This window comes from Candidatus Poribacteria bacterium, assembly GCA_021295715.1.
Taxonomy (GTDB): domain Bacteria; phylum Poribacteria; class WGA-4E; order WGA-4E; family WGA-3G; genus WGA-3G.
In genome coordinates, this window is record JAGWBV010000039.1 from 31101 (window position 1) to 46881 (window position 15781).

Here is a 15781-nt window from a genome sequence, read left to right on the forward strand (position 1 = left end):
CTAACAACCGTTGTTTCTCCGCAAGGTAAAATTAAAAAGCCTGCAACATCGGCGCAGGCGGATATAGGAGATGCACTTGGTAGTTCTAACAACCGTTATTTCTCCACAAGGTAAAATTAAAAAGCCTGCAACAACGGCGCAGGCGGATATACGGAAAGGACCTTTATTCATCAAACCCACCTTATCGAACCGCAAGGAAAAATTAAAAAATGTCAGATTACACAACAGTCACGAAAACGTCAGCCATCCGAGAAGGACGCGGGAAAGCGTTTACTGTTAACGGAAGAAGAGTTGCTATCTTCAAGGAAGGCGGCCAGTTTTGTGCTGTGGACAATACCTGTCCGCATGCTCTGGGTTCCCTTGGTAGAGGTAGGATACGAAACGGTGTCGCTGTGTGTCCAGTCCATGGGTATGCCTACGACACAAAAACGGGGGAATGCCAAACCGACCCACGCCTCCGCATCAGAACATATCCGTTGATTGTCGAAGATGAGGAGATCAAAGTCGAGGTCTTATAATTTATGGACCCTTGGGCACCGCTCCGTTACATTACGCGGTGATTTCCGATTAGTTTTTGCTGGGTTTGGGAATTTTGACGTTTCTTTGATCTTGGAGAAAATTAAACCACAGTTATAGCCTGCAACAACGGCACAGGCGGATATACGCCAATTTACATTATTCATTCAATTGACCTGACCGAACCGCAAGGTATAGTTAAAAATCCGTGCTAACCCCTACCATAAAAGAAGTTTTATGAATCGGTTCAAACTCGGAAACCCCTGCCCCTGTTTCAACGCGGCGGAACGTGTATTCACGGGTAACAATCGTTACAACCGGCGGAAAAACTTCATAACGCACCTCCACACTGAACGCCGATTTTTCATCTAAGTCGAACAGGTCTCCGAAGAAGTTCGTCTCCCCACCCTCGCCAATATCACGTTTGGTGTAGAATGCACGCACCGAAAAACGTGGAACTAATCCTGACTCTGTCACCGCCATGTAAAGTTTAGGTTCGGTGTTCGTATAATCCTCGAATGTCCCCATGAAATGAATCTGTGGCAGTGGATGCCAAATAAATTGAGAGAAGAACCCGCGTCGCGGTTCAGTGATTGTCTCCAATCCCAAAAATTCGGGCATGTCGGGCTCCGGGGTTAACGATTTCGCCGATTCGTATGTGTAATCGAACACGGATGGGATATAACCCTCTCCAAACGTGCGATATTCTACTTTAAAGAGGGTTTGGGGGAAAGAGAATCCGATACCAACAGCGTTGCCCCATGCGAGGTTCGTTGTTACGCTGTTTTCTTCAGTAAGGACAATTTCTGTCTGTGTGTTTTCTAATGTATTCAGAAAAGCGATGTCGTCATAGAGATCGAGTCGAAACGTGCTTGTCTCAAGGATTGGGAATCCCACATCAAGCCCGACTGCGGTCAGCGGTTCTTCCCCCGCTTCTTGTAAATTCGGATTGATGTCTGTGAAATAGGTCGCACCGAGTTCAAAGCGCGTCAGTAAGTTGTTATTTTCTTCTCGTTGGAACGGACGATAAAATCCCCGCCCCCCGAAAATTGTGGGATTACCGATGTCGTTCACCATCGTTTCAATGCCGTAACGGTTTTCCGAATTTCTGAGGTTCAGGCGTAACCCGCGCCGATCGTAATTGGAATAACCGGACATGATTGAACCGTGTCCAATGGTTAGGTAGTCCAACTCCCCGAATCGAAAATGGAAGGGATCGTAAGGTTGACCGTAGCGAACATAACGGACGAGTCTTAACCAAGTGCTTGGGCTGTTCCATGCTTCACCGTCCTCAGCAAGGATTTGCGGGTCATCTCCCTCTGCGTATGGGTTGTAGAGCAGAATCAAATCTAATCCTATACCAATTTTTCCGAGCGGTATATCCGGCTGTAGTTGCAGTCGGACGTAGGCATCACCGTTAATGAACGTAAGACCACCACCGTACAATCCGCTTGTGAGAAAATCAGGTTGTTCCATTTGGGTTAAGGCTTGGTCTTCTTGGGCAGGGATAGAAGTCGGGAGGATGATGAGAAAAACTAAAATTCCGATTATTGAGGCGAAGATACATCTTCCACAATATGCCAGAACATTGTTTCTGTTCATGGAGTGAGAATCCTTCCATCTTTCATCTGGATAACACGATCAGCGTTCTCCTTTAATCCCTCGTGATGTGTCACAATAGCGATAGTGGTTTGGTGTTCTTGACGTAGCTCTTGAATAAGGTTCATCAAGTTGTCACTCTGGCGGCTGTCGAGATTGGCAGTAGGTTCATCCGCGAAGATGATTTTCGGACGGTTGGCAAGGGCGCGCGCAAAGGAAACGCGTTGCTTTTCGCCGCCTGAAAGTTGTGCAGGACGATGATGAAGTCGTTCATTTAAGCCGACCTGTCTGAGGAGTTCTGTGGCGCGGTTTTCCGCTTCGGTAGTCTTTGTTCGGGCGAGATCCATCGCGACCATGACATTTTCAAGCGCGTTAAGGTAAGGCAGTAAGTGGAATAGTTGAAAGACGAATCCGATCTTTTCACGACGAATGACGCTCAGGTCTTGTTCTTCAGGGCTAATCGGTTCGCCATCGATGTGGAGTTCCCCGGTATCCGGCGTTAAAATACAACCGAGGAGACTGATGAGTGTTGTCTTGCCACAACCGCTGTCTCCCATCAGCATCAGCAGTTCACCCGCTTCAATTCGGATATCAACTTCATCAACCGCAACAACAGTCCCATCGCCGCTGCCAAAGCGTTTCGTTAAGCCTATCCCTTCTACGATTGCTGACATTCTGAATATACCTCTTGGATTGGAGACTGAAAAATTAAATTTCACCGCGGAATGCTATCATCGGATCGACTGCGATCGCTTTACGCGCCGCCAGATACCCGCTACCGCAACACACAATAAAACTGATGCACGCAACGATGATTGATTCGACGAAATGAATCGCAACGAAAATCGGTGCCGCCGCTGCGAACACATACGACAGGCTAAGCCCAAGTAACACGCCAACAATGGAGATGAGGACAACCTGTTTTAGGAGAAGTCCCATCACATAACCGTTTGAGCCTCCGATAGCCTTCAGCACCCCGATTTCTTGTGTCTTTTCGAGCATCGTCACGTATGTAATCATCCCAACGAGAATGCCCGCCGCTAACCACAACATCACCCGTAGGAATTGCACTGCCTTCATCGGTTCGTCAACGTAGTAGGCAATAATGTCCGTGAGCGTCTGTTGTAAGGTGCGTACTTCAATGGTTTCTAAGGCATCTAAATCGGCGGCGATCTGTGCGGGTTGTTCGCTTTTGTTTGTTTTGGCGATCATCATGTTGACATGGGGTGTGTTTCCGAGTAGAAGTTTCTGAGCAATGCGCACATCCATAAACAGCAGCGGTGTATCCAAGACGAACATTAGGCTTTTCGCCTTACCGACAACGCGAACTTTTTCGTTGCTGAGGGTAATCTGTTCTCCGATTTCCAGTCCCATTTTCTCGTCAACGACCACCTCGTAGGGGATTGGATCTTCGGGTCTATAGTCTTCAAAGTTACTCCGAGTGAACATTCTGCCTTCGACTGCACTCTTGGGTCCACCGAGTTGTCCCAATTTATAGCCGACGACGATTGCTTTGGTGGATTTACCTCGGACGGTGGGACGCGCTTGCGCAAAAACCAACGGAGATGCAGAGTCTTGCACTAAGCCTGGTCCTGAGTTCAGAAATGCCATATATTCCTCAACGACCATGGAAAACCCAATAAACGCGCCACCGGAGCCTTCAGCCGAGATCCAGACGTCCGCACCCGTGGATTCGACGTATTGTCGCGCTTGGATGCGCATGCCGTTCATGATGCCGCCTAACAGCAGTATCAATGAGATGAGGACGGTAATACCGAGTGTCGTGAGGACAACTCTCGCTTGGCGATACCGCATGTCTTTGAGGAATAGTGTTTTCATAATTTTTAAACTATTAGGTTCCTGATCGGTTTTGTCCTGCTTCGCACACCGTCTGTCTTACGGATCGCTGACGGCTGATGGCTAATGTGTAGGAGGGAACTCCGATTCCCGACGCTTCTCTAAGGGTGTATAAGTAATTACGGGCTTTACTATAAAGGTTGAAACTACTGTTTTACAGGGATGCAAGTCTCTCTGGCATTGTTTGTCGCTTGCGACGATGCAATTGGACGTGCTCCTGATACGCGCCCGCATCTGCCTCGATACCAGTTTCGCGTTCGAGGAAAAGCGGGAATTCAGACGCCGGGGGTTTGGCGTTATGATACGCATGGCTATAACTTCGCATGATGATGCGTTGTTCACGGTTGAGCGTCTCCAACCAATCGGGTGACGAATGGAAGCGATCCGCCGGAGTAACCCAAGACGGGCAGTAGGCGACGAAGATGTTGTAGCGCACCACATCGCTCTCGTTCGGTTCCACACGGTGCCAGATGCTGGAATGCATCACCGTCATTGTGCCTTTGCGCGGGCAGACGACCTTTTCCCCGGGGATACTTTTGTGGGTATCGTAGCCGTCCATATATTGCTGACGATGGCTTCCGGGTAGCACGACAAGATTCCCCATCTTCTCTTTCGGCAAATCGGTTAGCCAATATCCAATCTTGATTTGCAACGGCAATTGGGGTGAAAACACACCATAAGGTAGTGCTCGCGCACCATCCGGATGCCATATATTGTACTGTTTCCCACCGGGTGGACGCAGGAAAAATTGGCTCTGATGGAGTTTCAGGAGTTCCCCAAAGAGGTCATACGCATAACCGACATGCCGCGCATGATCAATGAGGTGAGTAAAAACGGGGTCGCGTTCAACGATGTTCTCCATGCTGAGATAGCCGCCTGGCGTATATTTTGGACTGGTTGCCGAGACACGGTCTATCGCATCAATATAGGTCTGGATATCCGCATCAGAGATCGCATCTTCAATAAAAATGATACCGTCTTCGTTAAAGGTTTTCCATTGTTCTGCTGTGAAACCGGGGGGTGCAACACGATATTTTTCTTCGGTTTCCATTAGACAACTCCTTTCATTTGGTTCTGTAGCAAATCCTGTGCCAGTTAGGACAATCTCACACTGGTTGGATTCTTCGTGCTGTGTTCAGAAGTAACTGCACGAAATAGGGCAGATTTTATCTCGGATAGCACGAAATGGGACAGAAGCAATCAACCTTTGTGATTTCTGGCTAAATGTTTAGGGTGAGTGCATATTCAAATTAAGAATATCATATTTTTCCAGAAGCGTCAACGGTAATAACAAAATGCCCCAAACCCAAAAGTATAACCATTGGATTTAGGGCAACAGAATTTCAGTTCATGATGATAGACGGGCTTAGAGCAGAGTTGGGTCTCACTTCAGTTCAACCCATCAACATTCACTACGCCGTAACTCCTATTTCGTAAACATCGTTCTGGACGAACCATACCGAAACTGCCTGAACGAGGATCTGATTTGCTCGTTCAACAATCGGGTTTAAAGATGGAATATTGGCAAACATCTTTTGCGCTTGATGTTTCAGATTGGCAACCGATGGCAACTCAAGAATTTTCATCTCTTTAAGAAAAGTTTCAACCTCTGATTGACTGATACGAGCACGGTTACGGAGTTCTTCCAACTTTGGGGTATGCGCCCACGTTTTTATAACCGTTTTACCGATGTGTTCAATCGAAAAACTTGCAGCGAGTTGTTGGGCGGCAATTTCGATGGTTGATAGAGAGGGTCTGCGTTTACCTTCAACGACATGTGCAGGCGGTAAACGGAGATCCCAAACGATTCTAAAGAAGGACAGAGCTCTCAAAATATAGTACGTGACATCAATTTGCCACCAATGGAAGCCTTGAGGCGTAGCACTCGGAAAGTGGTGATGGTTGTTATGCCATCCTTCCCCCAACGTGATAATAGCCAGAAACAGGTTATTGCGAGAATTGTCGCCTGTGGCATACTGCTGTTTCCCGAATACATGAGAGAGAGAATTAATCGTAAAGGTCCCGTGAAAAAGGATCACTGTGCTCACGAAGAACCCTACGACAAGTCCCGACCAGCCCGCGATCGCCCAAACGAGAACACCTAATAGGAAAGGTGGTAGTCTGTCCCATTTATTCAGCCAAACGAGTTCTGGATATTTCTGAAAATCCTTAATTATATGGTAATCTGCGGTCTGCCCGCGTTTCGAGAAAATCCAAAGCACATGAGAAAACCAAAACCCGTGTTGTACCGGGGAATGTATGTCTTGTTCTGTATCGGAGTGTTTATGATGCTCGCGGTGCTTCGCTGCCCACCAAAGCGCGCCCCGTTGTGCTGAACTCTGTCCCAGAAATGCCAGAAAGAATTGGAAGCCGCGGCTTGTTTTGTAGGAACGGTGCGAAAAATAACGATGATATCCAGCCGTGATACCGAACATACGGATAACATACAACGCACCACATATAATCCAGTCGATAGGTTGAACGTCCACCCAGAAAATCGCAAAGCAGGCAAGGTGGACCATTATGAAAGGCAAGACGCGTGGGTGAATAATGTCCTCGTCATGGGAAGGACTTGTAGGGAATGATTCTATTGACAAGTACGATTCTCCTTGCTATGCATAGCGGTTAAGTTGTGTCTATTCAGAATGTTTCGTGCACACAGGAATTTATCAGTCGAAATGGTTGTTAATGCGCTACTATAACAGAATTAAGGATACCACATTTTACCACCAGAGTCAAACATTTCTTATTTGCTTGTTGTATAAACCGTCCTCGGATTAACTATAGAGCGAGGCGCGAAAACCTCGCCCTATAATCGGAATCGGTCGGTTTTATTGCTTTTCACGCAAACGGGCTTCTAATGCTGCCAACTCATCGGATAACGCTTCGGGCAGTGTTTCTTCAAAACGTGCGTAATGGTCTCGAATGGATTCAATTTCGTTGAGCCATTCTTCGACATTGACGTTCAGAAGTTCTGCCATCTGTTCGTCTGTTACGTCCAAGCCACTGATATCAATGGCATCGGATGTCGGTAGATAGCCGATGGGTGTTTCAACTGCCTGTCCCTTGCCAGAGACTCGTTCCACGATCCACTTAAGCACACGACTGTTTTCGCCGAAACCGGGCCAGAGCCATCCGCCGTCAGCGTCTTTGCGGAACCAATTGACGTAGAAAATCTTCGGCAATTTGCTGGCATCAGTGTTTTTGCCCATCTTCAACCAATGCGCGAAGTAATCCCCCATGTTGTAGCCGCAGAACGGAAGCATCGCCATCGGATCGCGTCGGAGTTCACCGACTGTTCCGGCGGCAGCTGCTGTGCGTTCGGAGGAAGCAATGGAGCCGATGAAAGTGCCGTGCTGCCAGTCAAACGCTTCAAACGCGAGCGGGACGGTAGAGGCGCGTCGTCCACCGAAAAGGATCGCCGAGATTGGAACGCCGTTCGGGTTTTCCCAATTCGGATCGATGATTGGGCATTGCGCCGCGGGGGTAGTATAGCGGGCATTCGGGTGTGCCGCTGTCTTTTCATCTCCAGGGTGCCATTCTTCACCAAGCCAACTTGTGACCGTTTCGGGCGGTTCTTCGCTCATCTCTTCCCACCAGACGTCGGTATCCTCTGTAAGGGCGGCATTCGTGAAGATTGAGTTTGATGCGAGTGTGTGCATCGCATTCGGGTTGGTGTCCATTGACGTGCCGGGGGCAACGCCGAAGAAACCTGCTTCAGGATTAATCGCGTAGAGTCTTCCGTCTTCACCGAATTTCATCCATGCGATGTCATCACCGATGGTCTCAGCTTTCCAACCCGGTATCGTTGGCGTGAGCATCGCAAGGTTCGTCTTACCACAGGCACTTGGGAACGCTGCAGCGATGTAGGTTTTCTCGCCTTCCGGACTCGTTAATCCCAAAATGAGCATGTGTTCTGCCATCCATCCATCGTTTTTCGCCATGATAGAGGCGATACGGAGGGCATAGCATTTTTTACCGAGCAGCGCGTTTCCACCATAGCCGCTACCGTAGGACCAAATGGAACGTTCTTCGGGAAAATGTACGATATATTTGTTATCCGGATCGCAGGGCCACACAATGTCAGCTTGTCCGGGTTCAAGGGGCATCCCAACGGAGTGTAAACACGGTACAAAGTCACCGTCTTCACCTAAGACATCTAACACGGCACTGCCCATACGCGTCATAATCCGCATGTTGACAACGACGTAAGGTGAATCGCTGATTTCAACACCGATATGTGAAATTGGTGAACCGAGCGGTCCCATGCTGAACGGCACAACGTACATCGTCCTGCCTTTCATGCAACCCTTGAAAAGTCCTTTAAGGGTCTCTTTCATCTCATCCGGATTGTGCCAGTTGTTTGTCGGTCCTGCTTCGAGTGGCGTTTTCGCGCAGATAAACGTTCGGTCTTCGACACGGGCAACATCGGCAGGACTCGAACGCGCAAGGTAACTCCCTGGACGTTTCTCGGGATCCAACCGAACAAAAGTCCCTTTTTGAACTAATTCTTCGCACAATCGATCGTTTTCTTCTTGAGAACCATCACACCAATAGATAGAATCGGGTTCGCAAAGCGCAGCGGCTTCTTCGACCCAACTCTGTAATTTCTTGTTTTTGGTCATTTAAACCTCCCAGTTATTGAGTATGCTTGTTATTACTTCACCTATATAATTTTATAACATATTTTCTCACCTTGCAAATTAAAAGGTATATCCTAAAACGCTGCACCAAGATTCACGTGGATTTTCCCTTGAAATAAGGAGTCCCCCGCAGCGAGTCCATAATTGATGCGTAAGATGCCGCCTCTTGATTCAAGTCGCGCCCCAAATCCGTAGCCGACGCGGAGTGTGTCAAAAACGGATGGGGTTTCGATCAGGGTTACAGCACCTAAATCGGTAAAAACAAAAATTTGCGAATCAGGTCCGACCAGAAATCGGTATTCGAAGGTGGCATACACACGGCGCGGACCAGAGAACCAGTCCTCATCGTACCCGCGCAAAGTGGTCGCACCACCGAGATAGAAAAGTTCGGTTGGTGGGATATTAACACCCCATGCGGCGGCACCGTGGAATTCAACGGCAACCGTTTGTTTTCGCCATGTTGGAAAATATTGTTGTAGGGATAGCCATGCTTTTCGGAGACGAAAATCGCTCCGAGACACTTCAAAGGCAATACTATCACGCCGTCCGCGGGTCGGATTCAGGAAATAGTCACGGGTGTCCCGTGTCAAGCGGAGTGTGACACTGTATTTCGTGCCGATATAGGGTGTGGGGTCGGTGGGTGAAATAGCGCGTGGATCGGCGAAAGTCGGGGTTTGGAAATCAGGCGTAGGGGTTGTCAGTGAAGACGTACCCACATTTGGTACGTTAATCCGTTTATACCCCAACGTCATAATCCCTTCAAAAACGCGTCCGAAGTTTGTTGTCGCACTCACGTTACCCGACTGTTCCTCGGAAACCGTTTCTGAGGGATTATCGGAAAAACCTTGGAGTTGTCCTCTATCAGGAGTGCGTTGTTTGAGTTGCCCGTATTCTATGCCGATGGTTAGCGGTTTGCCAAATATCCACGGTTCTGCATAGCCAAGCCGTAAGATCTTCAGCAGACCGGATTTCCAATAAAGGTTAACCTGTCTGCCCGTTCCTAACAGGTTGGTTTCGCGGGCTTCAAGCACGCCAGTGAGTTGGGGGGCAGCGTCAGTGTCTGTATCTGGTGGGGCATACCCGATAACCCCGCTCAGCTGTCCTGTTCGTGCTTCGGTGACTCGCGCGTGGAAATTGATCCTATCTTCTGTTTCACCCGCTTCCAATACATTTGGATTTACCTGATAGAAATACCCCAAATTTCGCAAGCGACGATAACTTGTGTCAATGTCACGCTGCTTGAAGTTGTCATTCGGTTTTACGTGGATTTCCCGAAGGGCTACTTTCGTTTTTGTTTTCTTCAGCCCGCTTACCTTGACTTCACCAATGCGGACCTGTGTCCCTTCCCGAATATTCAACTCGAAATTGATGGTGCCTGTTTCTGGAAAAAGTTGAATATTCTTAGGCGCAATCTCAACTTTTGGGTATCCATGTTCACTGTACAACGCTTGAATCCGTTCGATCCCTCGCTCCAATGCCACCTGTGTAAAAAGTTTTCCCTCTTTTATGCCGAATTGATCTCGAATTTCGGATTCTGAAATGATGTGACTTCCCGAAAGTGTTAACGTTCCAGTCCGAAGAGGTTTGCCTTCAACAATTTCTACCGTGATAGATACTGGTATCTCCCCATTGATTTGTCCATCTTCAGAAGTTATTGCAATATTGGGAGATGTTTCTGCGAATATATAACCTTCATTCCGATAACCTGATACAATATGTTCAAAACCTTCTATAATTTCTTCGCGAGAATAGGGTTTTTCTTTCTGCCATCCGAATAAAGCTATCAGCTTTTTCTCATTTAAATATGCATTTCCATTAAAACGGAGTTGGTGGATACGATAGTGTGAGTGTGTTATCTCTTCTGTTTCGTTGTCTGGTGTTATTGCGTTTTCTGAAGGGGTGCTCTGCCCCAGATCCTCTGCTCCATACAACAGTATTTGCGGATGACTCGTTAAACAAAATAGTAAGCCGCTGAAAACAAGTATGAACTCGGGGAGTTGGGGTCTATACATCTATTCTCTCCATTAGGTAAGTATCTGTCCACACAGATCCGGTAGGTGCGGTTTTGCGGCGTACTCGCCCCGGTGAATGCCACACGGAGAACCTTCATACCCGGGGAAGTGCATAAGCACTTCATACCGTTGATTGGGTTCCCACCCGTTACTGGGAAGGGACTCCGGGCATAACCAATGACGGTAGACTCTTTTAAAAGGAATCATCAATCAGCAATGGTATAAGTACCTGTGCCATCGTGAGTAATTTTAACATGCACGCTGTTCTATAGGCAAGTCAGTGCTTTTGGGGTTGTTTTCTGATGGCGACGGTGTGAGAAATCAATCTTCAGTTAAACGCATACCGTTGGTAAACAAGAAAAAACTTGATAAAATTCTGGAATTGTGGTATCATACTTGGTAGGAGTCACTAAATTTATAAAATATTCAATAAAATTTGACAATATGGGCATGGATGTTGCGCCCACAAGGAGAGATATATATATTATGCCAAATGCCTTATTTGTTTATCCTAAATTCCCACCATCCTATTGGGGTTTTAAGTACGCCTTAGAATTTCTTGGTAAGAAATCATCAATGCCTCCGCTTGGATTGTTGACGATTGCTGGCATGTTCCCCAAGAATTATAACTTAAAAGTCGTCGATATTAACATTGAACCGCTGACGGATGCGCATCTTGAGTGGGCGGATGTAGCACTGACATCGACAATGATTGTTCAAAAAGACTCGCTTTATGAAGTTGCCGAACGCTGTAATCGGGCAGGAGTCCCTATCATCGCCGGTGGACCGCACCCAACTTCTTACTATGATAATATCAAAGAGGAAACCGATGCTGAGGTTGACCATTTTCTCTTTGGTGAAGTTGAGGAAATATTTGAAGATTTCTTAACGGATTTTGAAAGCGGATGCGCACAGGAAATCTACCGTGAGAAGCGGAAACCCGATATTACGATAACACCACCGCCCCGCTACGACCTTATCGACATCAATTCTTACGGGTCAATGGCACTCCAGTTTTCGCGTGGGTGTCCTTTCAATTGCGAGTTTTGCGACATTACGAAGTTGTTCGGGCGCGTGCCACGCACGAAGAGCAATGAGCAGATGCTTGCTGAGTTTGAGATGCTCTATAAACTCGGTTGGGATGGCGCGATGTTCGTTGTTGATGACAATTTTATCGGTAACAAGCGTGATGCAATGCGTTTACTCCCTGCTGTGCAAAAATGGCAGGAGGAACGCCAATTTCCCTTCTCACTCTTTACTGAAGCCAGCGTAAACCTCGTTGAGATCCCTGAGATGCTTGACGCAATGAGTGAAGCAGGGTTCAACATGGTATTCCTCGGTATTGAAACGCCTAATGATGAAGCACTCCTCAGCACATCCAAAGGACAGAACACCAGCAAAGAGGAGGAGGCAGGAAGTTACCTCTTGCGTGCTATTCGGAAGATACAGAGCAGGGGAATGGAGGTTACTGGCGGATTTATTATCGGGCTTGATGGTGATACCGAATTTGATTCTCACATCAAATTTATTCAGGAAGCCGGTATCCCAATGGCGATGGCAGGTTTGCTGACGGCTTTGAAAGAAACAGACCTTTGGCATCGCTTGAAGCAAGAAGATCGGTTGCTTGTAGAATCCAGCGGAAATAACACCGACATGAGCCTCAATTTCGTGCCTGAAATGCCGCGCGACGAACTTATATCAGAATATCGGCGGGTTATTTCGACACTCTATGATCCGACCTTAAAGAACTATTTTGCACGGTGTTTGACGTTGCTGGAGCACATGCCTTACACCCCTCGCAATGTCAGATCGATTACCAAAGAGGAACTCGTGGCATTTGCCCGATCCATTCAGCGACAACTTTTCTCAAGACAGGGATTCGAGTACGCACGATATTTGCTGAAATCACTCAAAAACTATCCTAACATGTTCCCAGAAGCCGTGCGATTAGCGGTCATGGGTTACCACTTGGAGAAGACGACCCGTTGTACGCTTGCTGTTGAGGATTTCAGAAGTTTCTTAAATCACGAGATGGATACGTTTAAAGAGAAGATTGTGCAGTTTACCCAAACGCAAGAAGACCGGATGAGTGAGGTTCAGAACTACTCGCGGCAACTCTTTGCGCGCGTTAAGAAGGAATACGATTCGATTCACGAGGATTTTCAATACGCAGCATACAATGCCCTTGCCGGTTTTCAGAAATCGGTGTTCAAGGAGTACTTGGATGCCGAACTCAGTGCTTTTAAAGCGACTGTCAGCACTTTCGCGAAGGCGCAGACGGAGAGACTCGGTGAACTTCAAACGTATGTTCATAATCTCTTTACCCGTGTTCGTGCGCAACACGAGCAACTCCACGACGATTTCAAGCAGAACGTCCAAGAAACCTTTGACGCTTTCCGAGACTCCGTCCAACGGCATTTAGAACAACTCTTCGGTTCTGTCCCTGTGCAGATTGAAGGACTCAGTTAGTTAGAGCATGGCGTCTATTGAGATAGAAAATCTCGGTTTTACCTATCCGAGTCGCGAAACCCCGACGCTGCGCGGTATTACAACGCGTGTGCCTTCCGGGGCATTTGTGTTACTGACAGGTCCAACCGGGTGCGGCAAGTCGACTTTACTGCGGACGCTGAACGGTTTGATTCCGCATGCTTCAGCAGGAACGCTCACGGGGACGGTTCGTCTTAACGGTGAAAGCGTCGCCGCACAACCGCTGGCTACCACGTGTCAACAGGTCGCTCTCCTTTTCCAAAACCCCGACGATCAACTCTTTTGCACCCGAGTCGAAGACGAAATCGCCTTTGGACTCGAAAATCTCGGTTTCCCGCCCGAAAAAATTAAGGAACGGATCACCCTTGCCTTGAAACAGGTTGGACTCCTCAACTTTGCATCGCGAGACATCTCATCCCTTTCTGGCGGTCAAAGGCAGCGGGTCGCTCTGGCGGCGGTCTGTGCGATGCAACCACAAGTCCTCCTGTTGGATGAACCGACGAGCCATCTTGATCCACAGGGGACACACGACATTCTCACTATCGTCACGCAGTTGAATAGAGAGTTAGGAATAACTGTGATTTTGGCAACCCACCGAACCAAGGAAGTTGCTCCGCTGTGTGACCATGTATGGCTGATGGAGGAAGGACGACTCTATTTGGATCTACCCGAAGCGGAGGCGTTTCAGGATCTCACGCCGTATCAACGCTTAGGTGTACAGGTTCCGAAAACCCGCGAATCTTCAGTAGACGGAGTGCTATCAAGCCCTGCAGATGTATCCGAAAAGGGGACTTACGAGACAACATCTCAATCCTCTCTCCTCAGTATCCGCGAACTCCAATTCAGTTATCCGAAGACCAATGCGGATGCCGTGCATTCGATCTCTTGTGAGGTGCCGCGTGGGGAGGTACTTGCTATCATGGGCGCGAACGGTTCTGGGAAGACGACCTTGATTCATCTCATCGCGGGGTTGCTGCGTCCGGCATCAGGGGAGGTTGTCATTGCAGGGAAGTCGTCCAGTCGGACGAAACTTCATCAATTGGCGGGTAAAGTCGGCATCGTTTTTCAGGATCCAGATCTATTGCTACAGGCGGAGACAGTTCGCGATGAAGTGGCATTCGGTCCCAAAAACCTCAAATTCTCTGCACATACCCTCGAAAATAGAGTCAATAGAACGCTTGAGCGATTTGACTTACCGGATCTTGACTTGGAAGCACCCTATTCGCTCTCGCGGGGACAGCGTCAACGCACTGCTGTCGCAGCTACCTCTTCACTACACCCGGACCTTTTCTTGCTTGATGAACCCACCACGGGTCAAGATGCGCAACATCTCCACCAGTTGATGGACGAACTCTGCGATGAAACCCGCCGCGAAAATAAAACCCTCATTTTCGCAACACACGATACAGAACTCACCTTAAAATATGCCGACCGTGTCCTCCTATTGTTCGATGGTGAATTGATTTTCGATGGAGCACCTCATACTGCTTTCGCTAATCCCAATCTTTTGCAGCGGGCATCGCTGTGTTGAACGCGAGATTCTCCCTGCTTGATGATTGTTATGAAATATGTTATACTTGCGTTAAAAGGGGGATTCGTATGGTTACCCGGGAAGAGATTCAAGCGACATGTAATGACATCGTACGGGAATTCGCACCGCTCCAAGTAATTCTCTTCGGCTCCTATGCGTATGGCACGCCTACGGAAGATTCCGATGTAGATATGCTTGTCGTGATGGACGTTCCGAAGTCGGAGTTTACTCGTAAAGCTATTGAGATACGGCAACGGATTCCCTACCGTTTCGGTCTGGACCTCTGGGTTCGCTCTCCAGAAGAAATTGCGTATCGCGTCTCATATAACGACTGGTTTCTCCGCGAGATCACCGAAAAAGGGGAATTGCTCCATGGATTCGAGGCAGACTGCAACGTCAAAAACCTACAATTCACACATTACGGGACAAACCTCGCCGAAACGGAGAAGAATGGCATGAACCCATTGACCTTGGAGTGGATAGAAAAGGCTGAAGAAGATTATAATGCGGCGAAATGGCTTCAACAATCACCAAATCCGCTCCATAACTCTATCTGTTTTCATGTCCAACAGTGTATTGAAAAATATTTAAAGGCATGGCTGCAGGAGGCAAACATCCACACTCCCAGGACACATAACCTTCAAGAATTACTGGACCTGATTGTTCAATCACTTCCGACTTGGGCCCGTTGGCAATCTGACTTTAAAATAATCACAGCGTATGCAGTGGATCCCCGCTATCCGGGGGATTCAGCAACATCTGACAATACGCAGCATGCGATGCACATCTGCAATGAAGTGCGTCAAGCCGTTCGAGCGCATCTGAAACTAACAATACTTGTGCTCGAATAAGGGAAAAAATTAAGTTGTTCTTATTTCGCAAAAGAATTGACTTTCCATAGTAAATAGAATATAATTCAAACTGATGTTTGGACAATTTATTTCTGATTTCTGTTGCGTTTTCAAAGCATTAGTGATTTTCCTAAAAGTTGTGGATAGCGATTGACATCGCAGAGGTACACGCCGTGATGCGTACTTTTTTAAAATGGTACACCCTTTTCGACCTAAAACTGTGTCTGTAAAGTACGGTGAGAAAGGCATCCAGTTTGAACGATTTCCGTTAGATGGGTGTCAAAC

At 47.7% G+C, this 15781-nt stretch carries 11 protein-coding genes and 1 pseudogene; 5 read left to right on the top strand and 7 right to left on the bottom strand.

All coding sequences use genetic code 11. The features are described from left to right. Positions 1–209 precede the first annotated feature (209 nt). A complete protein-coding gene (locus J4G07_11255; protein ID MCE2414575.1) occupies positions 210–518 on the top strand; it encodes a Rieske (2Fe-2S) protein in 309 nt (102 codons plus the stop codon). Positions 519–714: 196 nt separating this feature from the next. Here J4G07_11255 and J4G07_11260 read toward each other — a convergent pair whose 3' ends face one another. The 7 genes from J4G07_11260 to J4G07_11290 all read right to left on the bottom strand — a co-directional run bounded on the left by J4G07_11260 (position 715) and on the right by J4G07_11290 (position 10627). Continuing rightward, on the bottom strand, positions 715–2118 hold the full coding sequence (locus J4G07_11260; protein MCE2414576.1) for a hypothetical protein: 1404 nt from the start codon (positions 2116–2118) through the stop codon (positions 715–717). Continuing rightward, positions 2115–2789, bottom strand: a complete 675-nt coding sequence (locus J4G07_11265; protein MCE2414577.1) for an ABC transporter ATP-binding protein — start codon at positions 2787–2789, stop codon at positions 2115–2117. Before J4G07_11265 ends, J4G07_11260 begins: the two co-directional genes overlap by 4 nt. A gap of 34 nt (positions 2790–2823) precedes the next feature. Further along, positions 2824–3954, bottom strand: a complete 1131-nt coding sequence (locus J4G07_11270) for an ABC transporter permease (protein MCE2414578.1) — start codon at positions 3952–3954, stop codon at positions 2824–2826. A 172-nt stretch (positions 3955–4126) separates the two neighbouring features. Beyond that, complete coding sequence (locus J4G07_11275) at positions 4127–5023, bottom strand: phytanoyl-CoA dioxygenase family protein (protein ID MCE2414579.1); 897 nt, start codon at positions 5021–5023, stop codon at positions 4127–4129. Positions 5024–5384: 361 nt separating this feature from the next. Then, positions 5385–6494, bottom strand: coding sequence for an acyl-CoA desaturase (locus J4G07_11280; GenBank protein ID MCE2414580.1), 1110 nt, complete (start codon positions 6492–6494; stop codon positions 5385–5387). 309 nt (positions 6495–6803) lie between these two features. Beyond that, the gene (locus J4G07_11285; GenBank protein ID MCE2414581.1) at positions 6804–8597 is read right to left on the bottom strand and encodes a phosphoenolpyruvate carboxykinase (GTP); all 1794 of its coding nucleotides are present in this window, start codon (positions 8595–8597) and stop codon (positions 6804–6806) included. Between the two features lie 92 nt (positions 8598–8689). Beyond that, the gene (locus tag J4G07_11290) at positions 8690–10627 is read right to left on the bottom strand and encodes a BamA/TamA family outer membrane protein (GenBank protein ID MCE2414582.1); all 1938 of its coding nucleotides are present in this window, start codon (positions 10625–10627) and stop codon (positions 8690–8692) included. A gap of 486 nt (positions 10628–11113) precedes the next feature. Here J4G07_11290 and J4G07_11295 point away from each other — a divergent pair, with 486 nt between their 5' ends. From J4G07_11295 to J4G07_11310, 4 genes and pseudogenes are all read left to right on the top strand, one after another. Beyond that, on the top strand, positions 11114–13096 hold the full coding sequence (locus J4G07_11295; protein MCE2414583.1) for a DUF4070 domain-containing protein: 1983 nt from the start codon (positions 11114–11116) through the stop codon (positions 13094–13096). A gap of 7 nt (positions 13097–13103) precedes the next feature. Beyond that, positions 13104–14645 carry an energy-coupling factor ABC transporter ATP-binding protein gene (locus J4G07_11300; protein ID MCE2414584.1) on the top strand — a complete coding sequence of 514 codons (1542 nt, stop codon included), beginning with the start codon at positions 13104–13106 and terminating at the stop codon, positions 14643–14645. A 68-nt stretch (positions 14646–14713) separates the two neighbouring features. Then, positions 14714–14851 (top strand): annotated as a pseudogene (locus J4G07_11305) (nucleotidyltransferase domain-containing protein). A gap of 249 nt (positions 14852–15100) precedes the next feature. Further along, the gene (locus tag J4G07_11310; GenBank protein ID MCE2414585.1) at positions 15101–15496 is read left to right on the top strand and encodes a HEPN domain-containing protein; all 396 of its coding nucleotides are present in this window, start codon (positions 15101–15103) and stop codon (positions 15494–15496) included. Positions 15497–15781: the final 285 nt, after the last annotated feature.